The 25764-nt window shown below is 40.6% G+C and carries 25 protein-coding genes; 10 read left to right on the top strand and 15 right to left on the bottom strand.

Translation table 11 applies throughout. The features are described from left to right. Positions 1–81: 81 nt before the first annotated feature. Positions 82–519 carry a MerR family transcriptional regulator gene (locus tag A5870_RS00930; protein ID WP_086291546.1) on the bottom strand — a complete coding sequence of 146 codons (438 nt, stop codon included), beginning with the start codon at positions 517–519 and terminating at the stop codon, positions 82–84. A 165-nt stretch (positions 520–684) separates the two neighbouring features. Here A5870_RS00930 and A5870_RS00925 point away from each other — a divergent pair, with 165 nt between their 5' ends. Next, a complete protein-coding gene (locus A5870_RS00925) occupies positions 685–1425 on the top strand; it encodes an SDR family oxidoreductase (protein WP_077454107.1) in 741 nt (246 codons plus the stop codon). Positions 1426–1786: 361 nt separating this feature from the next. Beyond that, positions 1787–1993, top strand: coding sequence for a hypothetical protein (locus A5870_RS00920; protein WP_077454106.1), 207 nt, complete (start codon positions 1787–1789; stop codon positions 1991–1993). Positions 1994–2058: 65 nt separating this feature from the next. Here the strand turns inward: A5870_RS00920 and A5870_RS00915 are convergent, their stop codons facing one another. The 5 genes from A5870_RS00915 to A5870_RS00895 form a co-directional block, all read right to left on the bottom strand. Continuing rightward, positions 2059–3375: an MATE family efflux transporter gene (locus tag A5870_RS00915; protein WP_086291545.1), complete on the bottom strand. Its 1317-nt coding sequence runs from the start codon at positions 3373–3375 to the stop codon at positions 2059–2061. Positions 3376–3706: 331 nt separating this feature from the next. Beyond that, positions 3707–3967, bottom strand: coding sequence for a metal-sensitive transcriptional regulator (locus tag A5870_RS00910; protein ID WP_086291544.1), 261 nt, complete (start codon positions 3965–3967; stop codon positions 3707–3709). Next, a complete protein-coding gene (locus tag A5870_RS00905) occupies positions 3964–4263 on the bottom strand; it encodes a rhodanese-like domain-containing protein (protein ID WP_086291543.1) in 300 nt (99 codons plus the stop codon). Before A5870_RS00905 ends, A5870_RS00910 begins: the two co-directional genes overlap by 4 nt. Next, positions 4256–5914: an FAD-dependent oxidoreductase gene (locus tag A5870_RS00900; protein WP_086291542.1), complete on the bottom strand. Its 1659-nt coding sequence runs from the start codon at positions 5912–5914 to the stop codon at positions 4256–4258. Before A5870_RS00900 ends, A5870_RS00905 begins: the two co-directional genes overlap by 8 nt. A gap of 2 nt (positions 5915–5916) precedes the next feature. After that, a complete protein-coding gene (locus A5870_RS00895; RefSeq protein ID WP_005230579.1) occupies positions 5917–6231 on the bottom strand; it encodes a rhodanese-like domain-containing protein in 315 nt (104 codons plus the stop codon). A gap of 424 nt (positions 6232–6655) precedes the next feature. On the opposite strand from A5870_RS00895, the gene A5870_RS00890 reads away from it, so the two are divergent. The 4 genes from A5870_RS00890 (at position 6656) to A5870_RS00875 (ending at position 10334) form a co-directional block, all read left to right on the top strand. Then, positions 6656–7129, top strand: a complete 474-nt coding sequence (locus A5870_RS00890) for a DUF3955 domain-containing protein (RefSeq protein ID WP_077454102.1) — start codon at positions 6656–6658, stop codon at positions 7127–7129. 362 nt (positions 7130–7491) lie between these two features. After that, entirely contained in the window at positions 7492–7857 is a 366-nt protein-coding gene (locus A5870_RS00885; protein ID WP_086291541.1) for a DUF2512 family protein, read from the top strand. A gap of 242 nt (positions 7858–8099) precedes the next feature. Then, positions 8100–9521 carry a cryptochrome/photolyase family protein gene (locus A5870_RS00880; protein WP_086291540.1) on the top strand — a complete coding sequence of 474 codons (1422 nt, stop codon included), beginning with the start codon at positions 8100–8102 and terminating at the stop codon, positions 9519–9521. A gap of 423 nt (positions 9522–9944) precedes the next feature. Next, complete coding sequence (locus tag A5870_RS00875; protein ID WP_242595944.1) at positions 9945–10334, top strand: YxeA family protein; 390 nt, start codon at positions 9945–9947, stop codon at positions 10332–10334. Between the two features lie 346 nt (positions 10335–10680). On the opposite strand, the gene A5870_RS00870 is transcribed toward A5870_RS00875, so the two are convergent. From A5870_RS00870 to A5870_RS00840, 6 genes are all read right to left on the bottom strand, one after another. Next, positions 10681–11310: a helix-turn-helix domain-containing protein gene (locus A5870_RS00870; RefSeq protein ID WP_086291538.1), complete on the bottom strand. Its 630-nt coding sequence runs from the start codon at positions 11308–11310 to the stop codon at positions 10681–10683. A 655-nt stretch (positions 11311–11965) separates the two neighbouring features. Then, entirely contained in the window at positions 11966–13414 is a 1449-nt protein-coding gene (locus A5870_RS00865; RefSeq protein WP_086291537.1) for a helix-turn-helix domain-containing protein, read from the bottom strand. A 536-nt stretch (positions 13415–13950) separates the two neighbouring features. After that, positions 13951–15345 carry a glutamate decarboxylase gene (locus tag A5870_RS00860; protein WP_086291536.1) on the bottom strand — a complete coding sequence of 465 codons (1395 nt, stop codon included), beginning with the start codon at positions 15343–15345 and terminating at the stop codon, positions 13951–13953. Positions 15346–15374: 29 nt separating this feature from the next. After that, on the bottom strand, positions 15375–16784 hold the full coding sequence (locus tag A5870_RS00855) for an amino acid permease (RefSeq protein ID WP_016612532.1): 1410 nt from the start codon (positions 16782–16784) through the stop codon (positions 15375–15377). Positions 16785–16810: 26 nt separating this feature from the next. Beyond that, positions 16811–17452, bottom strand: coding sequence for a hypothetical protein (locus A5870_RS00850; RefSeq protein WP_086291535.1), 642 nt, complete (start codon positions 17450–17452; stop codon positions 16811–16813). A 1194-nt stretch (positions 17453–18646) separates the two neighbouring features. After that, positions 18647–19099, bottom strand: coding sequence for a GNAT family N-acetyltransferase (locus tag A5870_RS00840; protein WP_086291534.1), 453 nt, complete (start codon positions 19097–19099; stop codon positions 18647–18649). Between the two features lie 390 nt (positions 19100–19489). On the opposite strand from A5870_RS00840, the gene A5870_RS00835 reads away from it, so the two are divergent. Then, positions 19490–19909, top strand: a complete 420-nt coding sequence (locus tag A5870_RS00835; protein ID WP_086291533.1) for a MerR family transcriptional regulator — start codon at positions 19490–19492, stop codon at positions 19907–19909. 75 nt (positions 19910–19984) lie between these two features. Further along, positions 19985–20851: an aldo/keto reductase gene (locus tag A5870_RS00830; RefSeq protein ID WP_086291532.1), complete on the top strand. Its 867-nt coding sequence runs from the start codon at positions 19985–19987 to the stop codon at positions 20849–20851. Positions 20852–21225: 374 nt separating this feature from the next. Here A5870_RS00830 and A5870_RS00825 read toward each other — a convergent pair whose 3' ends face one another. The 3 genes from A5870_RS00825 to alsS all read right to left on the bottom strand — a co-directional run bounded on the left by A5870_RS00825 (position 21226) and on the right by alsS (position 24386). Beyond that, complete coding sequence (locus A5870_RS00825; RefSeq protein WP_170924051.1) at positions 21226–21840, bottom strand: CPBP family intramembrane glutamic endopeptidase; 615 nt, start codon at positions 21838–21840, stop codon at positions 21226–21228. A gap of 54 nt (positions 21841–21894) precedes the next feature. Then, on the bottom strand, positions 21895–22143 hold the full coding sequence (locus A5870_RS00820) for a hypothetical protein (protein WP_081119374.1): 249 nt from the start codon (positions 22141–22143) through the stop codon (positions 21895–21897). A 566-nt stretch (positions 22144–22709) separates the two neighbouring features. Continuing rightward, a complete protein-coding gene (gene alsS / locus A5870_RS00815) occupies positions 22710–24386 on the bottom strand; it encodes an acetolactate synthase AlsS (protein ID WP_086291531.1) in 1677 nt (558 codons plus the stop codon). Positions 24387–24626: 240 nt separating this feature from the next. Here alsS and A5870_RS00810 point away from each other — a divergent pair, with 240 nt between their 5' ends. Continuing rightward, on the top strand, positions 24627–24995 hold the full coding sequence (locus A5870_RS00810) for a winged helix-turn-helix transcriptional regulator (protein ID WP_086291530.1): 369 nt from the start codon (positions 24627–24629) through the stop codon (positions 24993–24995). Then, the gene (locus A5870_RS00805; RefSeq protein ID WP_086291529.1) at positions 24977–25678 is read left to right on the top strand and encodes an endonuclease III domain-containing protein; all 702 of its coding nucleotides are present in this window, start codon (positions 24977–24979) and stop codon (positions 25676–25678) included. Before A5870_RS00810 ends, A5870_RS00805 begins: the two co-directional genes overlap by 19 nt. Positions 25679–25764: the final 86 nt, after the last annotated feature.

Genomic DNA, 25764 nt, shown 5'->3' with positions numbered 1-25764 from the left:
ACTGGCAAGGTTGATTTTCCCAGCAAAACTAGTACAATCGAAAAACCACCTGCAAAAACAGCAGGTGGTTTTTCTCTTTGCTTACAGTTTGTATGCCCGGACTTCTTCTGGTATTTCTTCTAGCGGTAGCTCTTTTACTACCGCTTCGGTGCCTGCTGCCATTGCTGTATCGTAGTACCAGCATTTGTATTTGATCGTATTCATGGTTTCTTGCAAGGCTGCCATTTGCTTTGTGACTTCTTCCAAGCGTTCATGAAACAGCTGCTGCCGTTTCTGCAAAGACGCATCGCCTTCCTCGCCCCAATCCAAGAAATTCTTGATGTCTTTGATGGGCATGCCGGTATTTTTTAAACAATCGATCACTTTGATCGCCGCTACTTCTTTTTCTGAAAACACCCGAATGCCGCCATTGCTACGGGCCATATTCGGAAACATTCCCTCTCGATCGTAGTAACGTAGTGTCGATATGGGAATATTAGTTGTTTTTGATACTTCACCAATCGAGTAACTCACTTGCATCGCTCCTAAAAAAATGTTGTTTATCGCTTGACCTAAACCTAACTTCAGGTTCTACAATTAAAATACACCGCAAGCACTGTACTGTCAATCACCTATCGTTTCACAGGTTTGGCATTGGCAGTAGCAGGATTCGATGAAAAAAATCATTCACTGGAGGAAATACAAATGACAGAAATTAAAGAAAAAGTTATCGTAATTATGGGAGCCTCTTCAGGAATTGGGGAAGCGACTGCCGTTAAACTAGCCGAGCAAGGGGCAAAAGTAGTGATCGCTGCCCGCCGTGAAGAGCGCATCAAAGCACTGGCTGAAAAACTAGGAGAAAATGTCTTGTATCAAACAGCCGATGTCACCAATCGCGAACAAGTCCAACAAGTCATTGATTTAGCCATGACCTCCTTTGGTCGGATTGATGTCCTTTTCAATAATGCTGGCATCATGCCTCAAGGAAACTTGGCAGAGTTGAACTATGACAGCTGGCAAAAAATGCTGGATATCAATATCATGGGGGTATTGAACGGGATCGGCGCTGTGTTGCCCATCATGCAAAAACAGCAAGACGGCTTGATCATCGCCACTGACTCAGTTGCCGGACATGTCATTTACCCAGGTTCTGCCGTGTACAACGGGACAAAGTTTGCAGTTCGTGCAATCATGGAAGGCTTGCGCCAAGAAGAACGTGAACATGGCATTCGCTCAACCATCGTCTCTCCGGGAATGGTCTCCACGGAATTGTTTGAAACCGTCGGCAATGCTCAACTAGAAGCAGCCTTGAAAGAAACCTCACGCATAGAAGGCAACAGCCTAACGCCAGAAGATGTAGCAAATGCCGTGGTTTATGCCATTCAGCAGCCCAAACATGTGGCGATCAGCGAAGTCTTGCTGCGCCCAGCAAAACAAACCGTTTAAGTTATTTCTACTAGCCCGTGAAACCTGCTTCCGCTTGATGCGGCCGCAGGTTTTTTTGTCGTCAAATTCCACCGTTTTCCTGGAAAAATTACTTGATTTTCTTGTAACACCCACTTGTCCGAGTAATGTAAACCAATGGTTGCTTTATGTAAACGACTAGGTTCTGTTACTACAGGGGAAATTTTTTTATACTTAGTATAAAGCTTTCGTATAAAACGACCAATCAGAAATGAACCTGCCGTTTTTCTCTTTTTTATGAATAGCCGAGCATGATTGATATCCCGCCTTCACCGTTGACTTGCAAGTATTATTAGCTGTCCTCTTTTAGTACTTGCTTTTTATATAAGAATGGAGTGAGTGTATGAATGTGAAACAGCTGCTCGTCATTGCCGAGCAACGAAGAAACATTACGAATCAAAAATTGACCTATGCCGAAAACTTCTTGGCGGCCGGCTTCTCTGCTGCCGAATTGCTGGCAGACGAAACCTTTCTTGAATTAGAGCGAAGGGAAACCCAACTAATTGCAGAACGCAATGCTATCTTTTACGAAGAAGTCACCCACAATTAATCTCCCCTGTCCAATTGTAGGCGACGAAAAAGCGAAGGCTCAGCAGCACCTTCGCTTTTTAACCCTCAAAGGCGTCCTTTGCCCTGAGGATCACGCTGCTTGATCGTCCAATAAAACAGCCCTGCAAAGAAACTACCGAGAATCAGGAAATTCATGCCATATAGACAGTAGAGGAAGAAAAAGTTCAGCTGCCCACTGCGCCAAAAGCCCATGATTCCCACTAAAACAAGACTGTTGACGCATCCTGTCAACACACAAACCGTGCGACTGCACTCCAAACTTTGTAATAGGTATTTTGTGATTTCATATAACGGACTGACGAGCATTATCCCCAGCATAATTGGTAGAATAGCTGGCAACAAGTCTAAAACAGCGACATCTGTAGTAAACAACTGAAAAAAAGCAGGACGAAAGACCCAGATCAGACTGGCGATTCCAACATAAGCCACAAAAGAAGAAACGAAGGCACTTTTCCCCACTGCTAAAACCTTCTGACGATTGTTCTGACCATTCGCCTCACTAGCAAAGACGGTCACTGCGTTGCCATACATCAAAGCAGGCAAACGTGCGATCATCAATCCTTGGCTGCCGATCGCATAGGCTGCCAGCGTACTGACACCCAATCGTGAGACGAAAGCTTCAAAAGCAATAATAAAGACTAAACCCTCAAAGCATTCCTGAATCATTAAAGGGACCGATTTTTTCAATAAAAAGGTGCGTTTTCGTGGTCTTTGTTTCAGCCCCATGACTAGACTTTCTCGTAAAAGAACCCCATAAATCCCCAGCAAGCACAAAGTCGCAAGCATATTTGCGATGCCACTGCCTAAGACCCCCATTGCGGGAAAACCGAGATTGCCGTTGATCAATAGATAGCTAAGCAACACCTGTACCAACGCACTAATAATGGAAACACCGAGGATGTAATTCGTTTTCTTTTCAATTTTTAAAAGACTAGTAAAAACAAACGTGACTAACGTAAGTAAAATATAGGGAGACATGATTGCAAGATACAATGTTGCGGTCCTTAGCAGCTCCCCACTAAATCCGTAGACAACCTGCAAGATACCCCGTCCAAAAAGCAGGAAAATCAAGAAAAAGCTCACGCCGATCGCGACTACTAGAAAAAGAACCGACGACAGATAATCATTTAACTGCGTCTCTTCTCTTTGTCCGACTGCCTTTGCGCCATAAATATTAAAAGCAAGGCCAATCGCACCTAAAATACCCGCAAAAGCATAGAGAAACCCGTCGATCAGCGCGATCGCCGCCAACGCTTCCGTGGATCTTCTTGAAATAATCGCTAATGAAACTTGCGCAATAATGATTTGAAACAAATTGGAAGCAATCAAGGGTAATGTAAAAGACTGTATTTTTTTGTTCAAGAAGCTCTCCTCTCTCCTTCGCCATAAATGCGCAACACGCAATCGCTTATTGTGATTTTAGTCACAAGAAAAGCGATCGTTGGTCGCTATAAATACGCAACGACCCATCGGGCGTTTTGACGTTTCTCCCTCCATTTAACCATACAGCCTTCTCGGTGTATATTCCTTCGTAATTATAAAACAAAACATACCGACAATCTCCGCTTATTTCCTCTATTGATGTCGACAAGCACTCACTGATGAAGAGTAAAAAGGTTCAGAAGAACACACTGCTCTTCTGAACCTTTTCTATGGGATGATAAAAAACACGACAAACCTTTCAAAAATCCCGCTATTTCTTCACGATCAGCTGAACAGCTTGATCGATTTTCTGCTTTTGGGTTTCCGTGTCGCTGTCTGGATTTTCCAAACAATTTTTCAAATTCTCAGCGACAATGATCCCCATGATACGGTTGACGCCGGAACTGACGGCGGACAATTGCGTGATGACATCGACGCATTCTTTCTCGTCTTCGATCATTTTTTGAATCCCCCGCAACTGGCCTTCGGTTCGTTTTAACCGATTCAAAATATCTTTGTTGCATGCGGTCATCGTTTGATTTCTCCTCTCCATGCTGACATGCCACCGAGGACATTGGTCACTTGAAACCCTTGCTGGTTCAAAAACTCAGACGCCATTTGCGAACGAGCCCCTGAATGACAGATGACATAGTAATTTTTATCCTTCTCTAAGTCGCTGATTTGTTCCGTAAGCTCGCTCAACGGTAGGTTTTGTGCTGTTTTGATGTGTCCTTGTGCAAACTCATCAACTTCTCTAACATCAAGGATCTCAAGTGGTTCACGTTTTTCTTTTTGGGTAAATTCCTCCATAGATATGGCTTTAATCATGAATAATCATCTCCGGCTTAATAGTATTATACAACGAAAAGGCACCATCGAGGTTTTGACAATTGATGCCCGCTTGCTTTAAGATGCGTTCGGCAATGTAGCTTCTCAATCCGCTATGACACGTAACGACATATGAAACGCTTGGATCCAATTCAGACAACCGATCTCTCAATTCATCCAACGGAATGTGGCGTGCCTGTTGAAAACGCCCATTATTGGTTAATTCCATCTCTGAACGAACATCCAACAACTGCTTACCGTTTTCTAAGGCCTCCGTCAATTCGTGCCATTGGATATTCTCACTGATTCCTTCTGCCAGATTGATCGCCGCATAGCCAATCATATTCACTGGATCTTTGGCTGAGCCAAAAGGCGGGGCGTAGGTGAATTCCAGTTCAGGCAAGTCAAAGATCGTTAAGCCGCCTTTGATCGCTGTTGCCAAAATATCGATCCGTTTATCGACCCCTTTAGCACCGATGCCTTGCGCACCGTAGATTTTTCCAGTATCAGCATCAAAAATCAATTTCAAATAAATATCCGTCGCATCAGGATAATACCCAGCATGGTCTTTGCCTGAAAGATGAACCACCTGAGGATTTAGCCCCGCCAGTTTGGCGCTGCGCTCACTCAACCCAGTAGACGCTGCGGCAAGATCGAATACGCGCACGATCGCCGTCCCAATACTGCCTTTGTTTTTGCGAACCAATCCTCCCAACACATCCGCAACTTGCCGGCCTTGGCGATTGGCTGGTGACGCCAAGGAGATCAGCGTGTCTTCGTTGGTGATTTGTTGTTTCACAACGATGGCATCTCCCACCGCGTAAATGTCTTTCTTGCTGGTTTGGTATTGCTCATCTACCAGGATACCCCCCCGGCGTCCCAATTCAATACCAGCACGTTTCGCCAAATCCGTTTCTGGTTGGACACCTACCGAAAGAATCGTGACGTCTGAAGCCAGGACCGTGCCATCCTCCAGAACGATTTCTTGCCCTGCTTTTTCAAAAGCGGTCGCTGACTGCGAGGTCAAAACTTTGACTCCTTGCTTGATCAATTCATTTTTGACATACGCCGCCATCTCTTCGTCCAAAGGTGGCAATACGTGGGGTGCTTTTTCTACGATCGTAACTTCGAGGCCTTTTTTATGTAAATTTTCAGCGACTTCTAACCCAATAAATCCAGCGCCAATGATCGTCGCTTTTTGAGGCTTTTTGTCTTCAAGATGCGCCATGATTTGGTCTAAGTCAGGAACATTGCGCAAAGAAAAGGCGTTGGTTGCTTCTTCTAGCCCTTTGATCGCCGGTACTAGCGGTTTTGCCCCCGGTGATAAAATCAACGCATCATAAGATTCCGTGAAAATTTGCTCGCCGTTTTTGACTGTCACCGTTTTCTCCTGCGGATGGATCGCCAGCACTTCATGAAGAGGCCGCACATCTAGGTTAAACCGTTTTTTTAATGCCTCAGGTGTTTGGACCAATAAGGCGTCTCGCTCTTTGATCTCACCAGAAATAGCATACGGCAGCCCGCAATTCGCAAAAGAAACAAAGGGCCCTTTTTCAAAAACAATGATCTCCGCTGCTTCTTTAAGTCGACGTAAGCGCGTGGCTGCCGACATTCCCCCTGCTACCCCACCAACAATAACTATTTTTTCCATCGTTACTTTCCTCCTTTGGTTGTTCCCCGCCATTGATTCATGCCACCGCGAACATTGACCACATCAAAACCTTTTTTACTTAGGATTTTGGCTGCTTGTTTGCTTCGCATCCCTGATTGGCAAATGACTGCCAGTTTCTTGTCACCTTTTTGAGTGAAGCCCGCAATCTTGTTTAACGGTACATTTTTCGCATAGGCAATATGCCCACTGCGGTACTCCGCCGGCGTGCGTACATCCAGAACCGTCCATTCTTTGGCTCCTTCTTTTTGTAAATCAGCTGTTGACATACTTGGTATGCGCTTAAATAGTGAAAACATTTCTTGCTCCTTTCGTATACCCCTCGGGGTATATTAAACAAGATATTTTCCTATTTGTCAACTAAGTGATTTTCTTTAAGAAAAGAAACTTGCTGTTGCGTTGCTCCCCACTCGATAAACTGTCATGTATCGGACATGTACCAATCAAGCAAGAGGAAAAAAAGCCACATATTTCCTTCCCCTCAGCCTCAGTGCTATAATAAACAAAAAGATATGCAGTAAAAAATAACACACTACAAGGTCACTTCGTCAAAGACGTTTTTCACGACCTCAGAATAAAAACGATGCTCCTCTCAAAAAAACAGCAGATAAAAAACGACGCAAGCACCACTTTCCCTTGATTTATCAAGAAGCAAGCCCTGATTTCTTGGAATCAGCGTGGGTTTCGACTATGCTTAAGTCACATCAGCGAAAGGAAAAAAAGATGGAATTTGGCGAAAAAATCAAAGAAGTACGCACAAGAAATAACTTGACCCAAGAACAATTTGCCACTCAACTACACGTGACAAGACAAGCCGTTTCGAACTGGGAAAACAATCGCAATCTACCAGATTTAGAAATGTTGATTGCCATCGCCACGATTTTTCAACTCTCGCTTGATGAATTGATTTTAGGAGGAACTCAAGTGAACAAGATCACTGAAAAACTAATCAAAGACGGCAGCGAGACTCGACGCGCCAAACTCAATTTGATCACGACCTTGATCGGAACATTTTTACTACTATTCGGCTTTGCCTGCTTCTTCATCAAAGCAAGCGCCGTGGAATACATCGATCAATCCGGCATTTTACATGAAAATTTCTATCTAATCCCCGTAGGATTTTTGTTCCTATTGGCTAGTTTCGTAGTATTTGCAGGAACCGGGATCAATTATTTTCGAGCCGCTAGGAGAAAATAAATAAGAAGACGGCATAAAGCGACCCTCAAAAAGCAGATCAAAATCTGACTTTTGCGGGTCGCTCCATTTAAATTGCCTTGTTAAATTGTTTGATTCCAGTAAATACTGTACCGATACTTTTTCTCCTTACAAAATCCACCCTATTCTTCTTTCATTTAACAAACTAATCCCACTGATTATTCCTTAAAATGTTTAAACTATTCACGACCATTCGTCAAGCAATTGTGCTTAAATTAGTATAAAAAACCATCCCAATCATTTTTTTTGACACAAAAAATGCCAGATGATAGCCTTGAAATAGAAGGTTATCACTGAGATGACCTTCTTGCTTTTGGAATAAATAATAAAAAGGAGTGTATGAAATGAAACATCTAAAAGCGTTGGTTGTTAAAGCACTAATGATTTGGGCGATTTTGTGGATTGTGTTGTCGGGGATTTATGATGTCAGTTTTATGGACTCGACGATCGTCGGTGTGATCATTGTGGTGATGATCTATGTGCTAGGCGACTTGGTCATTTTGCGGAAGATCGGTAACATTGCGGCAACGATCGCAGATGCCGGCGCAACAGCCCTTATCCTATGGCTGTATCTGACTTATATGGACTATACAAATGACATCTGGATGCTAGTATTGATCCCAGCAGTATTGATCGGTGCGGCAGAATGGTTCTTCCACAAATGGTTGTTAAAAGAAGACATCGTGCCAGATGAACGGAAAATGAAATAATTTTGTTGATTGCTAGAATCGAACGCAGACTCTTGTTCTGTGTTCGATTTTTTTGTTTACAAGATCGGCTATTGAAAAGCGACTTATCTCCTTGTTCCATAAGCTTTCTACAGTCACGGACGATTGCCAAGATTTCTGGTTAGCTGAAACAATCGCCAAATTTGAATAAATCCCATCTTTCCATTACTATAAACGAAATCCGATCGTTTTTTTAGCACGGTTATACTATCAAGGAGGTTGTTATGGCAATTCATGTGATGTGGTTTAGAAAGGATCTGCGCTTAGAGGACAATACGGCGCTTACTGAGGCGCTTTTGTCTCTTCAAGCAAACGACCAATTGTTGTGTGTGTTTCATCTCAATGAAAAGCAGTTTCTCCCCGATGCACCAAGCCATGATTACTTTTTTAGCGCGGTTGCTCACTTTATCGAGGCTGCCAAAAAGCAAAATCTGACGATCCACCTCTTGACGGGGACTTTGACAGAAGCCTTTGATCAGTTGTTCGCTCACTATCCAGAATGGAGCCAACTGTACTTCAACTTTGATAACCGTGGATTTGGTCGTAACCGCGACCTCTATATAAAAGAATTGGTCGAGAAAAAAGGCGTCACTGTCCATTTCTTTGAAGAACATCATCTGCACCAACCAACGGAAGTCACCAAAGAGGACGGGACGTATTACAAAAAATTTACGCCCTATTATAAGAAATGGATCCAGCTGCCCAAACCGGTCTATCAAAAGCAGGCCCTTGATTTTGAAAAAGCCGCTCATTTTTATGATGCCCCTCACTTCAAAGCAGGGACAGCGCTGCTTGCTGAGCTGCTAAAAAATAGAAAGACCGATTTTTCAACGATCGTTGGGGAAGACTATGCGCATAAACAATTGCAGGCCTTTGTGCAAAAGCGTTTGGCCGCCTATGAAAAAGACCGTGATCTCCCTTCGATCAAAGGAACCAGCCGCCTGTCTCCTTTCTTGTCTTTTGGACAACTCTCTATTCGGAAGGTTTGGGCCGCTTGCCAAGGAATGCCACCCAGCACTGGCAAAGCGACCTTTTTAAAAGAACTGGCATGGCGAGATTTTTATCATATGATCTACTTCACTCATCCGGAGCAAAAAAACTATGAACTCATTGAGAAATATCGAAACATGGATTGGCAAAAGGATGAAGAGGCGCTAAACAAATGGCAAGCAGGACAAACCGGCTATCCGATCATTGATGCCGCGATGCGGCAGCTGAATCAAACCGGTTGGATGCATAACCGTCTACGGATGATCGTCGCTTCCTTTCTAACCAAAGATTTATTGATCGACTGGCGGCAAGGAGAAGCCTATTTTGCTCGACAATTGATCGACTACGACGCTGCCAGCAATATCGGCGGCTGGCAGTGGGCAGCTTCGACTGGCACCGATGCGGTTCCTTACTTTCGAATTTTCAACCCCATCACTCAGGGGAAAAAATTCGACAAAGAGGGGACGTTTATCAAACAATTTGTTCCCGAACTCGCCCAGTTGCCGCTAAAATTCATCCACGAACCTTACCTGATGACTGACGAAGAACAAGCCGACCTAAAGGTAGTTTTAGGCACCAACTATCCGTTGCCTATAGTTGATCACAACGAAGCCAGAAAAAGAGCCCTCGATTTGTATAGTAAAATCGAGCCGTGAGCAGCTGTCATGGCCTGCTTTCAAACATTATCGGTAGAAAAAAAGCCAGCAAAGACGCTCCTCTTACGGAGCGCCTTTGCTGGTTTTTTATTAAACTGGTGCGCCATTTTTCGCCTTTCAATAGTGAAAAAACAAACGGCACGTCTCATCAAATAGTCTGCTGGTGAGCATACAAAAAAGAAACATTTTACATGCTGTGTTTTTTTATTAAGGTCTTTTCGCCTGATTCCGCACTTATTTCTAGTCACTCTAAGCAACAATCCCCTGACGATTTATAGATAGAACCCTTTATTAGCGACGTTCCCCACCTTTCCTAGACTGGCTAGTAACGTTTCTCCTTGCAAAACTGTTCGTTTGATGAAAGGTCATCTATAGAACCATTCTGTTATAATATCTCCATATTTGAGGATAAGGATGGTTTATATGAAAAAAATAATCGGATTCGTCTTAGTCGTACTTTTAGGGTTTGCCGGATACAAAGGCTATGAATATTATCAATCCACCTACTCAGGACAAACAGCTTACGCGTATGTCCCATCTGAGATTCCGCCTAAGGTAGAGCATGAAAGTAAAAGTGGCATCGGCGACCAGTCGCCTTGGTATTCTTACGATTACACGTTAAACCTTGTAAAAGAAGATGGTAGCACACAAACACTCGAGGTTTCATTATCAGAAGATAACGCAAAACCACTAACACCAAATTCATATGTAAAAGCGGTGATCAGTGAAAAGCGGACAATAAAAGGCCCGAATGGCGTTGAAAAAGACGCAATTCCCAAAAAGATTCTAGAAAAATTAGAAAATCAGAACTAATGAGCTTTTGTTAATAAGGACTAATGAGTTGCACAATATCAAATCTGGGTCAGAAAAAATCACATTCTGGCTCAGATTTTTTTGCTAATGACTTTCATCTTTTTTTGAGTCTACTGGACATGGATGGCACTTATCTAGCTGGTACAAAACCACTCGCAGATAGTTACTGGCAAGTGCAGCGAACCACAAGCCGAGTACAGTAATGACAAGGTGCAGGAAGTGGTGCCGCACAACTTTGAGTCTACGAACAGAAACTCAATTAAACGAAATAGCGGATAAGGTTGCTGAACCAACCAAAGTCCCAAAGTGAAACGTAAAACAAAAATAGCAAATCTTTTGAGATCCGCTATCGATCGAATGCATTTTCTATCTCTTTGTACAATTTTTCAACATTAAGCATCCCGTAATCTTTTTTTGAAATAGCTATGACTGGTGTTGTAGGAAAATTCTGTTCAATTTCGTTTTTCGCATACCCGAAAGATGGAGTCAGCAAAATAAGATCGGCTTCACCGCCATATTGATTTACCTGATTCGAATTATAGGTCTCAATTAAAACTTTCTGTCCTCTTTTCTGCATAAGCATCTCCAGTTTCCTACTTAAAGCCTGCGTTTGTAAAAGCCCTTGGTCCGCAATGAAGCTAAAGACGATATCAAAAATAACAACTTTTTTCCACTTCTTTTCTTCTTCTGAATCTTTTGTTTTAATTAAATCTCCTGTTTTTTCCATGTGCTGGTATCCTTTCTTTTTAGAAAAAAGAGTCTCAAAAAAAGTAGGTCTTTTCCTTCCTAAAATCTCGTCAACAGAAACATTGAAGTAGTTACTCAAAGATATAAGCGTCTGAATGTCTGGATTGCTCTCATTTCTTTCCCACTTTGATACAGCTTGTGGCGTAACGTTCAAAATTTTTGCTAAACTTTTTTGGGTCATTTTTTTCGATTGTCTTAATTCTTTGATATTTTTTCCTAAATCTAACATTAATATAACTCCCTTCAGATTATCTTTTCAATGAACGGATCGTTGAATAGAGGGAATGAGGACTAAACTATTGGTTGAGTTCTATCTCAGCGCTTATTAGAACGCTTTCATTAGTTCCTTAAAAAAAATTATCGTTCAGAATTTCTGTTAAGCTTTTTTGAGTCATCCTTTTAGATTGCCTTAATTGTTTGATTTTTTCTTCTCTCGAACATTAATATAACTTCCTTGAGATTAACTTTTCGATGAACGGAGCGCGGAATAGAGAAAATCAGAACTAAACTATTAGTTGAATTCTATTTTATCACACTTCCGTTTTTGGAAAAATATAGCTAGTCGGTTTGTTGATATTGATAGAGCCAACTAACGACTGCAGACTCACATCTTTGTGTGGGTCTTTTTTTACATCCTTCCAAAACCAGCATTTTGAATCCCTTCTGTTCGTTTCATTGATGTCTTCTGCTCTGTTGCGATACGTATACAAGGATACTGGACACATTTATCTAGCAGAAAGCTGCTTGACTGACTCTGTTTTCATCTCGGCATCAATGACAAGAGCAATTCAAGCGCCTTTTCCTTTCCCTACTTCGCAGATAATTGAAAAAGCAGCGAATCACCTATCCGTTGACTCGCTGCTTTTTAACTAACAAGTGATGGCTCACACCACAAAAGAATGATATTTAGAATAAGCAATTTGATCGACGATCGCAGAAACCTGATTGACATCTAAATCGGCACCAATGGCGGTCACTTGATAAAATTGGTCATAATTGTTCCCTAATTGGGGGAGATTGGCATTGGAAATCAACAAGTCAAATGTCTCGTCCGGAGTATAGGGTAAAACAACAACATTTTGCTTGCCTTTTAGTTCATTTTTTAACAAGTAAATCGAAGCATCCGCCAAAAGACTGGAGCACATATTTAAGACCCCGATCCGTACCCGATATTCTTCTTTAGGTGATAACATATAAATTAAAAAGACTAGGCGTTTCTTGAGATAGTTGAGTTTCGTGGGCGTAAACAAGTTGGTCGGTGCAATAATGTGTTCCAGAATGTCTGAGATCACTTGATCTCGCAAGGAATTATGAAACATTTTGTGGTAATAATTTAGCGTGACTCGATCGATGGAATAATTCACTCCATGAAAGTAATAAACTTGTGCGATTAAGGAAAAGACATTGGCTTTGATATCGATCGTCGTATGCGAGGCATCAAGACGATAAATGGACTGGATTGCTGCCATGACTTCATCGGTGATCTCAAAGACGGGATTTTTATTAGTGTACAGTCCTAAGCGAAGTTCCTCGTAAGGAATCCCGCCCACCGTAATGAGGAAGAGACAGATAAAGAATGGCACGATCTTCGCTTCATCTACTGAGCAGATACATTTTTTAGAAGCATAGATCTGTCGAATAAAGTGACAGAGGGGCATCTCTTGGCAACGCTCGATTTTGGTTTGTTCTTCCGGACTTAAACTTCCCAAGGTCGTGTGAGACGTGACTTTTTTCATAATCACATACAACCAGATCTTCAGCTGCTTTTGTTGGGCAATCGATAAGGTTATTTTTTTCGCTAACTCCGCAACCAGGTCATCGATCAAAACAGAATCGATCGTTGTTGCACCCATTTTGAAAAAATTATAGTAAAAATAAATGCGTTGTGTCATCGTTCCAACTAGTTTTTTGTTTCTGATCTTTAATTCAAAATGCTGCAACAACTGATTGCACTCAGCAATCAATCGATTGAGGGTCCCCACACTTATGTTTAATTCATCAGCCAAGACAAAGGCATCATATCCTGCATGTTGAAACAAATAATGGATGATTTGATATTTAGCAGATTTTTTCAATAGCGTGTCGGTCAAATCATCCAGTGAAACACTATCGGTTACTTGCAGTTCCAACGTATAACGATTGATGATAAATGAGACCTTCTCATTTTTTAGTTGCCGTTGAAGGCTCTCTGATAATTTCGTCAAGGTCGGCATCGTAATCTCTAATTCCCGACACGCATCACTTTTTTTGATATGACCGGTCGATAAATACAAAAATTTGAGCAAGATATACTCTAATTTCAAGTCCTTATCCAGTAAGTCTTCTTTATACATGACTGTTTTTCCTCCAGTGTAAATCTATATTCATTCAGAATAGTTACAACCAATTTACAGAAAAAGATAGCAGTACGTTACTTATGAAACAAACAAGCGCAGTAAAAACAGGCCCTTTCTACACATACTTTTCCTTCACTTACTCCCCAACAAACCATGACTGACAAACAAAAACCCTCGATGCAAGACGAATTTCCCCTAAGAATTCCCTCATGACAACGTTCAAGATTTCCTTTTTGTTTATGTAAAACGTTCTTCTCTAAAAAAATATATTTAGACCATAATAATTAATACTATCACAAGCCAGAAATGTCAATAAATGAAATTATCAAGCATTGTTTTTTTACTTTCTCTTAAAAAACGACACTATCAAGTGCTTACCCGTTCTTACAAACAAAAAAATCAAAGGCAGTCGATGCAACCGCCTTTGATTTTTCTATAAACCAATGTTCATTCAGTCTTGCAAAAAACGTTTCATAAAGGGTCTTTTTATTCATTGAAAAAAGCAATGAACGGGTTTCTAGCGATACCGTTTCTTAATGTGAAAAGCCATAGGTTTGGTCGGATGAAACATGACGGCTTGGTCGCTTGTTCAATCGCTCGATTCCTTCTTGCATGTCTTGCACCAGATCCATTGCCATTTGCATACTTAAATCTGCCCGGCAGACAAAGCGTTGGATATTGATATGTGATAGATTATCAGGTAATGGATAGGTAGGGACTTGCCAGCCTTTCATCGCAAATTCATCCGTCAAATCATACAGATTCCAAGAAATATCGGCATCTTCTTTTAATTTGTAGCAGACGATCGGCAACCGTGAACCATCATTATAAATATCGAAGTAACCCATGTTTTCAATCTCTTTTGCTAAATATTGGGCAACATCACTGGTCTTTTTGTGGATCAAGCGGTAGCCTTCAAACCCATTACGGATAAAGGTGTAATATTGTCCGATGATTTGGCTGGCACTTCTTGAAAAGTTGATGGCCATCGTTGGCATTTCACCGCCAAGATAACTTACTTTAAAGACCAGCTCTTCTGGTAAGAAATCTTTTTCTTTCCAAAGCACCCAACCGATACCAGGATAGACTAACCCATATTTGTGTCCAGACGTACTGATGGAACGAACGTTTTTCAAACGGAAATCCCATTCAAGTTCTGGTTCCATAAATGGTGTGTACAATCCACCACTAGCCGCATCCACGTGGATGTAGACTTTGTAGTCGGTGTGTTTGTTGTATTCCTCTAATTTCTTATCTAGTGCTTTGATATCATCGTATCGTCCAGTGTAAGTGATCCCTAAAATACCGACGACTCCGATCGTATATTCATCTAAATAGTCCGTGACCTTTTCGACATTGATGCTGCCATGTTCTTCATCGATAGGGATCGTTCGCATTTCAATGTCCCAGTAGACACAGAATTTTTCCCAAACGACTTGATAGGCAGAAGAAATCACTAAGTTTGGTTTTTGTTTATTGATATCTAAGCCAAGTTTTTTTGCCCGATTGCGCCAAGCAAATTTTAAGGCCAATCCACCTAGCATACACGCTTCACTTGAGCCTACCGTTGATGTACCGATAAAATCGGACGCTTCTGGGGCATGCCATAAATCAGCGATCATATTGACACAGCGGTTTTCAATTTCTGCTGTCCGTGGGTACTCGGTTTTATCGATGGCGTTTTTATCAAGGGTTTCACTCATGATTTTGACTGCTTCTGGTTCCATGTAGGTTTGACAGAACGTCGCCAAATTTTGTCTTGAGACCCCTTCATCGATCAATTGATCCTTGACTAATTCATAGGCATCCCGCGGTACCAAGGACTCTTTTGGTAATTTGTACATAGGGATCGCTTGATCCATTGCCTCATTCCCATAGATAGGCTCCAAATATTGGGCTTCTTTTCGATTTTTTTTACTAAATAACATGCAGCTCTCCTCCTCATAGGTTGTGCTTTTTATTTTTTATCGCTTGCTTTTTCACCTACATATTTATAGATAACAAACGGTATCACGACAATAATCAGCCAACTGATGATCAAGATGGCTAAATAGGTTCCGCCCTTTCCGGAGCCGATATCGCTCGGTGGAAAGAAGGAAATAAAGAAAGAAAAAATAGAAACAAGCAAACCAACCATCGCAACACCAATTTTCACATTTTTCCCACCAGGAATATGATACGTTCTTGTTAAGTCGTCTTTTTCTTTGACTAATTTAATATAGGAAAGAAACAAGAGGACATAAGCCACCAGATAGATGCAGACCGTCAAAGCCATCGCAACGAAGAAGGATAGATTGGCGCCTCCACCGCCTAATGTCAGGACAACCGCCCAAATGGAAACAATGATGCCTTGTACCAAAACGATATTGATTGGGACATTGTGTTGATTGACTTTGGCCATTTGTTTTGGTAGCAAGCCATTTTCAGCTGCTTCAAGCATCGCCGTCGATGGGCCGACCACCCAAGCAGCAATTTCTGCAATGACACCTAAACAGATGACCACGGCAATCAAGCGAACCAGCCATTCTCCGCCGCCAAAATGATGGATCAAATAAGAATAGGCTTGGATCACACCAGTATCAAGAGACAATTGATTTTGGGGAATCGTGGCAGCCACCGTTGCCCCACCTAACGTATCCAAAAGAATCGTTGCTACAACTAAAATCAAAATAGCTTTCGGGTAATTCTTTCCAGGATTGTCCATATCTTTTACGTGACTGGCAGAAGATTCAACCCCTGCATAGGCCAAAATAAAGGAAACAAAAACGACCAGCGTATTGATTTTCGTGAAATCAGGAATCCAAGCGCCTGATCCAAAAGAAACTTTGACGGGGTTCCCTTGAGCAATGTAGACAATTCCTAAGATAAAAAGAATGATCCCTGTTGCGACGATCCCCACAAAGAACCCTACTTTGGCAATCTTCGCAGTATTTTTTGTTCCGCCAAATTGCGAGATCGTAATCAACCAAAAGATCACTAAAGTGGCAATCAGCTTCAGCCAAACATTCGTATTAAGAGCCGGCCAATTTAGGGCATAGGAAAGCGCCCCGACAATAAAGTAAATCATCGTAATAAAGCCTACCGTGATTTGGAACCATTGGAAGAAAATGGCAGCAAAGCCCCATTTTCTCCCTAATGTTTTTGAGACCCAGGTATAGAGTCCCCCTTTTTCCCATCCTTTTACAGTAGCCATCTCCGCAGAGCAAAGGGCTACAGGGATAAACCAGAGGAAACCGCCGACGAGTAAATAAAAAACTAGATTCATCTTCGATGTCGCAAAGGTTGGATACTCATATACCGTCATCACCATTGAAGCAGTTATCGCAAAAAAACTCAACAATGATAGTTTTTTCTTGCTAGTATCCATTTTTTTCAACCTCCTATCGTTAGATACTATTTTTCAGCAGCGGAAGAAAGATCAATATGGTACGTATGTGTCAGATCGCCATCTGCTTTAAATTCGATTTCGATTGCTTTGATCGCTGGCAAACTTTGTTCTTGTGCTACTTTAAAGTGAATAAAGCCATCTTTGTGTTTGTCATGGGTCAAAATTTCATCATCTAAATAGTCCACAAATACTTCCGCTTCAATTTTCTTACCATCATTCAACACCAAATATGCTTTGTCAGGTTTGATTTTTTTGTCTTTCGAATCTTCATTAAACAATTGATATTTCAGTGAAAGCAATGTTTTGTATTCTTTGTCTTTGTCTTTGAATTCTTCTACATTCACGATTTTTACATGATTCACTAAAAAGCGAATGTGATCCCAACCAGCATTTTCATAATTCGTTTCATACCAAACGACGTCTTTGATTTTCGGATCGATTCCCTTAGTTACGATTTCTTCAAAATACCCGTCATCACTCAATTTTTCACTTCCCACAACTACTTCATCTGACGAATCGCTGATCAACGTTTCCGTTCCTGATCCAGAGACCACTTCCCCTGATTCTTCTACTGTTGAGCATGCACCTAGAGTAAACAAAACGCCTACACCTAAAACGAAACCTGCAACTAATGATGTTTTCTTCATTGTAAATCCTGTCCTTTCTTTTATTATTTTTATTCCATCTCAGGTATACCATTTAACCAAAAAAAGCGAATACCTAATTTTTTATTTTAAAAACAAAAAAACGCGAAAAATAATTCGCGTTTCGGTGCTATCATGAAGTGCAGATAAGAACAATGACCATTGAAAAGAAAGGACTGAGTTTTTTTGAGAGCGCTTGTGGTCGTCCTAACCGCCGTTTTGTTAGGTATCAGCCCTCTTTCAGCTGACTTTTATCTGGAAAGGACGGACAGACATACTTCTAACGCAATGTTTTCTCGGATAGAAGTTGCCCAAAATGAGTGGGCGCCTACTGGATCAAAAAGATTTGTTGGAACGCTGATGCTTCCTGATGCAAAAGACAGCCTGTTGGCAGCTGACGGGCATTTTCTGAGAAAACCTTCCAAGCTTGCGACGAATAGACGCGCAGCAATAGCAGCTTGTAGGGTTCAAAAAACACCCAAAATCGCACGGGGCAGTCATCTTTCTTAGCGCTGTAGCTCTTTAGCCCCTACGACTTTGCGGTTAGAAAAAGCATGTCAGGCACAGGCAATCAAACGTCTTTAGCTCTCATCCGAATATCTGGTGTCGTACATGACGCCTTCATCCACAGGGTTTCCGCAGTGATGGCACATAGGTAAGTCAAAAACAAATGATCCTCAAAACGTTTATCCTCACGCGTATCCTAGACAAATCTACTTCCCCATTCTGAACACAAAAAATAGGCATTACCTACTTTCTACTTACTTGTGCCATCCTCTGCTTGATAAAATGATCAAAATTTTTTGATTGAAAAGAAAAAAATGCCTATTCTGTTTCTTGATCACTTTTTAGTGATCGATCATTACTTAGCTAGCTAAGCCCCAAACCCCAAGCAGCCTCCGAAACTATTTTTCGGAGGCTGCTTGGGGGTTATCTTTTCACTCAAATTGGGAAGTTTTTGGAGGCATTACAAATGAAGGTGACTTGCTTGAGTAGCAGCCTTTCACATTACCAGCATAATCTAAATGATGACGACCTATAAAATTATGAATGATAGACAGTCGTATATAACGACTGCTGAAAACAAAAAGCTTGCGACGATTATCTTGTTTCTAAAATCGTCTTCAATCAATCTAATTTTAGAGCTTCTAGGCATACAGCCAAGCAATCCTCAAAAACAAAGAATTAAAAAAACAGCTACTTGTTATCAACTTTCTTCATATACAGAATTGGATAAGGGTTTCCTTGTTCGTCTAACTCGCTTCTTTTGTATAGCTCAAATCCCATATGCTCATAAAATCCTTTCGCCTGAGGATTCTGTTCATTTACTCCCAGTTCATTTACAGCATAGTTTTCCATCCCGTAAGCTAAGAGTTTTTTTCCTAGTCCCTTACCTCTTTGTTCATTTGCTATAAAAAGCATTTCAAGATTTCGATCCGAGATCCCCATGAAGCCAGCTGGCTCTCCATGCTCACTTTCTACGACAATCAAATGTGGCACATGATGCAATGCCTCTGGAATATATTGCTTAATGACCTGGATTTCTGCCTCTGACAAAAAGGTGTGCGTCGCCTTAACAGAACTCTCCCAAACTTCAATTAATTGTTGCTCTAACTTTTGATTCATACTACTTACTTCTTTTATATTCATGAATAGTCACACTCTCATCAGCTTGTTTTCGTTTTGCATAACAAGAACCGATTGTTTCCTTGATCCAAGTTAAAAATTTTCATCATCATCATAACATGAGATGAATTTAATTAAAATCTATGGATAAAAACTGCCGCGCTCAAATAGATAACGAAACAATCAATTCTAAGAGAGTATGACTTGCTTTGAAACACACTAAAAAAGGAGCTTTCAATATTGATAATTTCTCAAATCATTCTGTTGAAATAAAAATACTTGTAGCTTTTTCTTCCCGAATAGTCGCCATAACGAACAAAATATATTCTTTTAAACAAACGATTTTAAACCACTTGCCCTAGAGTCCACTTCAGGGTTTATGATTACTTATAGAAAAGATAAGGAGAACCAACGATGAATATAAAAAAAGCAGCGGAAATGTTTGATTTGAGCGTAGACACATTGCGCTATTACGAACGAGTCGGTGTGATTCCACCTGTCCAACGCAATGAGAGTGGCTATCGGGTGTACACAACAAATTATCTAAACTGGATCTATTTAGCAAAACATTTACGAAATGCAGGATTGTCGATCGAATCCCTAATTGAATTTGCTCAATTGGCACAAGTACGTGAAAGTCAAAACGTCGAAACAGCTCAGAAACAGATTTTAGCCGATCAACTCGAAGAATTAGAGAAAAAGTTAGCAGCAATGCAGGAAGTAAGAGACCTACTTATTTATAAGATAGAAACGTATGATGAGCATATCGCAAAATTTAGAGCAGGAAATATGCCCCCTGATAAAGTGGAAAAATTATGGGAACGAAAAAAGTAACACCTTTTACTTGCTATAGACCCAACTCCAAGGTTTAGGATAGAACATGTAATGAAAATTAGAGGAGGAAACACTATGCAAACAATCACACTCAATAATGGTGTCACCATGCCACAACTAGGATTTGGCGTTTATCAAATCCCTTTGGAAGAAACAGCAGAAGCTGTTTACCAAGCAATCAAAGCTGGGTATCGACTGATCGACACTGCTTCTATTTATGGAAATGAAAAAGAAACAGGCGAGGGAATCAAGCGCGCCATGACTGAAGGTCTAGTAACTCGAGAAGAACTTTTTGTCACCTCTAAATTATTTATTCTCCAAGCTTCCGAAGAAAAAGCTAAAGAAACGATTGAACATTCGCTTGACACAATGGGGTTGACATACCTTGATCTTTATCTTATTCACCAACCATATGGAGATATTTATGGTGCTTGGCGCTCAATGGCTGCTGCTCAAAAAACAGGGAAATTACGTGCAATTGGCGTTTCAAATTTCAAATCAGCTAAGATGATCGAGTTTGTCGGCTTGAATGAGGTGAAACCTCAAATCAATCAAATCGAAGTGAACCCTTGGAATCAACGAGTGGAAGATCAGGAATGGCATGATAAATATGACGTCCAAGTTGAAGCTTGGGCACCTTTTGCAGAAGGACGCCATGACCTATTTACCAATCCGACATTAGCAGAAATTGGCAAGCAATATGGCAAAACGGTTGGCCAAGTTGTTCTTCGCTGGTTGACGCAAAGAGGGATTGTCGCTTTAGCAAAAACAGTTCGTCCAGAACGGATGGCTGAAAACATTGCTATTTTTGACTTTGAGCTTTCCCAGGAAGACATTGAAAAAATAGCCGCTTTAGATAAAAAAGAGTCCGCATTCTTTGACCACGATGCTCCCCAACAAGTGGAATGGTTTATGAATCGGATGTTAGATACTGAAAGCTAATAGGTTTTTATTGAAGAAAACCAATACCAGTCCGCTCCCCTTGCAAAAGGAGGCGGACTTATATTGTTTCTTACTGAATGGTAGGTCGTCACTTTTCTTTGTAAAAATGAAACTGTTTTTGGAACTCCGGCTAGTGAATCTGCACGGATCAAATAACTGCCTTTCATACTTAATCGTGGGTCCTAAATGATGACCTACAAAGTGACGAAGGACGGACATTCGTAGATAAGAACTGTGCAAAGCAACAAGCCTAAGACGCTTATCTGGCCTCTCAAATTTCCTTTCACCAAATATGTTTTAGAGATTCTATACGTACCTATAGATAAATTGCCCCCAATTCTTCTACTCTTAAGGGGAAACAATAAAAGAAATCTTTAAATCAAGATAGCTGCTGCCATCACAACGAAATTATAGAAGCTATGTGCAAAAATGGATTCCCAAATATTTTCCCTACGTAAATAGGTGCTCGTCAAATAAAACCCTATGACAAAGTAGGGAAAAAGAGCAAAAAGATTCCCGTTCGCATTTACAATATGACTCTGAGTAAAAAGCAAGAGGCTTCCGACAGCAGTGATGATTCTCAACCATCGTTTTTCTCCAACATAAATCAGTATGTAGCGATAAAGCATTTCCTCAAAAACAGGTGCTAGCAAAAGAGCATCAAATACAAAGGCAAGGGTTCTTTGATCTGAGGGATAAACAAAAATCAACGCATTGAGATCACGAAATAAAAGAACATTAATTAAACCGATAGTGAGGATAATACTAGTAGGTACGATGAAACCGATTTTTATTAGCGCAATTTTATTTAGCTTTTGATAACTCTCTACTAAATAGTTATGGAAAAGGAGGATACCAAGTAAAACGAACAATAGTTTTACTCCGAAATGATTATAACTCATCAAATATCTTGCATAAGAAGAAGGAATGCCACGTATTGCTAGCCCCTTCCATAGGACATAAAACAATAAAAATAACCCTCTTTTCAACTTATCCCTCCTATTGAACGAAAGCTTTATACTCCAGATAGTTTTACTCTTCTTTCAGTTCTTCCTATCTCTAAAATAACAATAAACCAAATAACCACTGGAGCATACTAACAAAGGAAGTCCGACATAGAGCATACCAATTCCTAACGGATAATTAATAGCAAGGTCAAGTTGGATATTCTTAAGTTCTTCTTGACTGATTGTGTCAAAATCTTGAATAGGGATCAAAATCGTTTGTAAAAAAAAGCCAACGACCGTGATAAAAAGACTGAAACAAAAAACGCCGAGTGCAAATTTTTTCATAAGAGACCTCTTTTCAGCATACACTTTATTGCTTTGTCATCTTATTATACACACCTTTCGGTAAAAAAAGAAGCTTAAAATATTTTTACACATTATGCTTGCAACAATTAACAAGGAAACCATTCTACAGAAGTCATTCCTTAGCTGGGTAAAGGAGTCTTCTCACTAATAATCCTTCCATCAAACAACATAGGAAGCGCTTAATTTCCTTCATTCGACTTACTTGAAATCTGCCTCTATGAAGACTAGAAACGCGTATCCAAATCACCGCTATCCACCGTATTTAGAGTATCGATGTGCTTTTTTGAGACAGTGCCGAAATGGCAGACCTTTTCTCCGAAAAAATCAGAGGGGATGCTAACAAAAATACCGCTAGCAGCAAACGAATCATCGTCCTTACCAACGGCATTTTATGAAAGATTCTGTCCTAGCTTCTCTAAAAATTCCACTTCATATTTTTAGTCAGGCACTGTTTTTATTGCAAAAAAATTTTCTTTTCTTTAGCTTAGCAAGGGTGGATTGCCATTCTTTTCTAGGACATGTTTTGTGGTCCGTAGTAAAAAGATTCAGTACTTTTTAAACGGTTCTTTGTCTCGTAAATGAATATTCTCATGATTGTCTTCGATCATTTCAATCACTCTTGGTTCACTCGTAGCATATGCTTCCTTCAACGCAGCATCTAAAGCTTCTTTAGAACGTACACGGACTGCTTTAATACCGTAGCTTTCAGCCATTTCTTTATACCCAATATAATCGATATCGACCCCTTCTTTTTGTCCGTTATAGTCTAGTTCTTGTTGGAATTCAACCATGTTGTATTCTTTATCCACCCAAATTACTTGCACAATATTCAAATTGTAATGGGCTACTGTAGCTAATTCTTGTGAGGAAAACATAAAGCTGCCATCCCCACCTGAAGACAAAATCTTTTCCTCAGGACGCAACAATGCTGCTGAAATCGCCCAAGGAAGACCGACGCCTAAGGTTTGTTCCCCATCAGACATTAAGAAATGTTTTGGCCGATACACCTTTAGGTACGAACCCAGCCACACTTCATGACTTCCTCCATCCATAATAACGGTCGTATTTGGATGAGCATCGATTATTTTTTGCAAAGAGTCAACAATTTCCAATGGATGTAGTGCATCCTCAGCTGTTTGGCTGGGTACTTTTTTCTTCGCTGTCAATTTTTCTTGCAAGTCATGGACCACCATTTTCCACTCATCCGTAATGGCTTGTTCCGTTATGCTATTGGTAATATTTTTTAGATTTTTTGCGATATTGCCTAAGAGTATGGTGTCAGGGAGATAAGTTTCATCTAAATGATCCACTACAGTATCAAGATCAATAATGCGCTTGTTATCGGTATTCCAAACAGAAGCCCAGTATTCAACCAAATTTAATCCCAATGTAATCACTAAATCACTGTTAAAAACTAGTTCATCCCCAGGCAGGTTATTAAACAGCCCCACTCGACCCACATAGTTTTGAGAAAACTCGTCCGTCAATAGACCTGTAGCTTCGAACGTCTCCACGACCGGAATTCCCGTTTTTTTAACGAACGCTTGAATGGCAGCCGCCGCATTATCGTCGGCTGCCCGAGCACCAACGATAATAACTGGGCGTTTTGCCGCTTTGATTTTCTCAACTGCACTAAGAATGGCAGTTTCGTCACTGATCGTATTGTCCAATTGATTCACTAAGGTCGAAAAAGCCAAACCAGATTTAGTAGTCTCAGCTAACAGAATATTACCTGGAATATCCATAAAAACGGCCCCGGGATTGCCATTGATACTTGAGACATACGCATTCGCTACTTCATCCGCAAGGGCATCGGTATGCTGAATTTCCTTGGCATATTTAGTAATCGTTGAATCATTCATTACGCCAGAAATATTAGGATTTTGAGGATACGGTGTTACTAACTTCGCTTGTGGAACTTGTCCGGCAATAGCCAATACCGGGTCACCATCAGAAGTCGCCGTAGCTAAAGGTGTGACCAAATTCAAAGCCCCCGGTCCTGACGTAGTCATCACTACACCAGGTTTACCAGTCATGCGCCCAATTCCTTGTGCCATGAAACCCGCATTTTGTTCATGTCTTACCGTAACAACTTTAATCTCTTCACGTTTCTTCAAAGCCATTAATAGCGGACCCAACTTGCCGCCTGGCAATTGAAAGACATATTCCACGCCATTTTTAATCAATGTATCTATAATCAAGTCTGCACCGTTCTTATTCATAATAAATCTCTCCTAAATGTTTTTTGCAAGTTGTTTATTAGGATTACTTGAGATAGCTGTAAAGGTAATAAATTTGCTTACTCGTGTACTATAGATTCAAAAGAAAGAATTGTACATTAGGGAATTTTTTTATACGTCTATTTCTTATTGCCTTCTTACGATTAGGAGATGAATTGTTTTACAAATAGTAAGTAAATCCTTATGATACTCTCAGACATACGGAAAAGGAGACAACGGAAGATGACAAGAAAAATATACAATTGCGAAAATGGCTGCGCGGTCGAATCGACTTTACAAATGATTTCAGGTCGTTGGAAAAGCGTTATCTTATATCATTTGATGTTTGATGGGGCACTTCGCTATAACGAACTACAAAAGCTGATTCCCGGCATCACTAGAAGAATGGTCTCTTTGCAGTTGAAAGATTTAGAAAAGGATGGATTGATCTATCGTAAGGTCGTTCAGGAAAAACCCTTACAGGTTGTGTATGGAATGACCGATTATGGCTACTCTTTAAAAGAGATCATTGAATTATTGTATCGCTGGGGCGAAGATTTTAATCACAAAAACGCGGGATTACTTGAAGAAGAATGTTTAACTTGCAATTGATCGCGACTGCTAGTAAAAATGAGGTTTTTAACGTGAAAAAGATTGAAAATATTGAAGAATTATATGAAGCATTAAGCACATCAATGGAACATTCAACGTGGTGGGATACAGAAAATCCATGGGAAATCGTTGTCGGGTCAATTTTGGTTCAAAATACCAATTGGAAAAATGTGGCCTATTCCTTAGCAAACATCAGAAGAGAGATTGGCTTTTCTCCGAAAAGATTGGCAGAAATTGATCAGTTCCTTCTTCAGGATCTGATTCGGCCCAGTGGTTTCTACAAAAATAAATCCCGCGCGATAAAAGAAATCTTTTCTTGGTTTCAGCGCTACAACTATGATATCGGTATTCTACAGAAAAAAGAACAGGCTGAGTTACGAAAAGAGTTGCTAGCTATCTATGGTGTTGGCTATGAAACGGCAGATGTACTAATGGTTTTTGTGTTTAATAAGGTCGTGTTTATCGCTGATAAATACGCACAACGAATTTTTAGTCGCTTAGGCCTAAATGAGCCGCTTACTTACCTCACTCTTCAAAATATGATCGAATTACCGGATACATTTACCAATGAACAAGCACAAAATTTTCATGGTTGGCTAGTTGATTACGGTCAAGTCCATTTGAGATCGGATAAAGACTGGCAAGCAGGCTTCTTAAGTCAGTTTATACTCGTTCACCTCTAATTGTGGTATAAAAAAATTCCCTAATTTACATTTCATTGACCGAGGATTACGCTGTCCTTGTTACAAAAACACGTTTCAAGGAGGAG

Source organism: Enterococcus sp. 2G9_DIV0600, from assembly GCF_002140615.1.
In the GTDB taxonomy this organism is placed as follows: Bacteria; Bacillota; Bacilli; order Lactobacillales; family Enterococcaceae; genus Enterococcus_D; species Enterococcus_D innesii.
Note: the sequence above shows the minus strand (reverse complement) of the source record. Positions and strands in the feature narration are given on the sequence as shown.

Coding starts and splice junctions, on each gene's coding strand:
- A5870_RS00830 (WP_086291532.1), top strand. CDS start 19,985: ATGCAAACAATCACACTCAATAATGGTGTCACCATGCCACAACTAGGA.
- A5870_RS00910 (WP_086291544.1), bottom strand. CDS start 3,967: ATGACCGCATGCAACAAAGATATTTTGAATCGGTTAAAACGAACCGAA.
- A5870_RS00930 (WP_086291546.1), bottom strand. CDS start 519: ATGCAAGTGAGTTACTCGATTGGTGAAGTATCAAAAACAACTAATATT.
- A5870_RS00875 (WP_242595944.1), top strand. CDS start 9,945: ATGAAAAAAATAATCGGATTCGTCTTAGTCGTACTTTTAGGGTTTGCC.
- A5870_RS00905 (WP_086291543.1), bottom strand. CDS start 4,263: ATGATTAAAGCCATATCTATGGAGGAATTTACCCAAAAAGAAAAACGT.
- A5870_RS00920 (WP_077454106.1), top strand. CDS start 1,787: ATGAATGTGAAACAGCTGCTCGTCATTGCCGAGCAACGAAGAAACATT.
- A5870_RS00870 (WP_086291538.1), bottom strand. CDS start 11,310: ATGTTAGATTTAGGAAAAAATATCAAAGAATTAAGACAATCGAAAAAA.
- A5870_RS00890 (WP_077454102.1), top strand. CDS start 6,656: ATGGAATTTGGCGAAAAAATCAAAGAAGTACGCACAAGAAATAACTTG.
- A5870_RS00895 (WP_005230579.1), bottom strand. CDS start 6,231: ATGTTTTCACTATTTAAGCGCATACCAAGTATGTCAACAGCTGATTTA.
- A5870_RS00850 (WP_086291535.1), bottom strand. CDS start 17,452: ATGAAGAAAACATCATTAGTTGCAGGTTTCGTTTTAGGTGTAGGCGTT.
- A5870_RS00925 (WP_077454107.1), top strand. CDS start 685: ATGACAGAAATTAAAGAAAAAGTTATCGTAATTATGGGAGCCTCTTCA.
- A5870_RS00855 (WP_016612532.1), bottom strand. CDS start 16,784: ATGGATACTAGCAAGAAAAAACTATCATTGTTGAGTTTTTTTGCGATA.
- A5870_RS00820 (WP_081119374.1), bottom strand. CDS start 22,143: ATGAAAAAATTTGCACTCGGCGTTTTTTGTTTCAGTCTTTTTATCACG.
- alsS (WP_086291531.1), bottom strand. CDS start 24,386: ATGAATAAGAACGGTGCAGACTTGATTATAGATACATTGATTAAAAAT.
- A5870_RS00865 (WP_086291537.1), bottom strand. CDS start 13,414: ATGTATAAAGAAGACTTACTGGATAAGGACTTGAAATTAGAGTATATC.
- A5870_RS00885 (WP_086291541.1), top strand. CDS start 7,492: ATGAAACATCTAAAAGCGTTGGTTGTTAAAGCACTAATGATTTGGGCG.
- A5870_RS00840 (WP_086291534.1), bottom strand. CDS start 19,099: ATGAATATAAAAGAAGTAAGTAGTATGAATCAAAAGTTAGAGCAACAA.
- A5870_RS00810 (WP_086291530.1), top strand. CDS start 24,627: ATGACAAGAAAAATATACAATTGCGAAAATGGCTGCGCGGTCGAATCG.
- A5870_RS00835 (WP_086291533.1), top strand. CDS start 19,490: ATGAATATAAAAAAAGCAGCGGAAATGTTTGATTTGAGCGTAGACACA.
- A5870_RS00880 (WP_086291540.1), top strand. CDS start 8,100: ATGGCAATTCATGTGATGTGGTTTAGAAAGGATCTGCGCTTAGAGGAC.
- A5870_RS00900 (WP_086291542.1), bottom strand. CDS start 5,914: ATGGAAAAAATAGTTATTGTTGGTGGGGTAGCAGGGGGAATGTCGGCA.
- A5870_RS00805 (WP_086291529.1), top strand. CDS start 24,977: ATGTTTAACTTGCAATTGATCGCGACTGCTAGTAAAAATGAGGTTTTT.
- A5870_RS00860 (WP_086291536.1), bottom strand. CDS start 15,345: ATGTTATTTAGTAAAAAAAATCGAAAAGAAGCCCAATATTTGGAGCCT.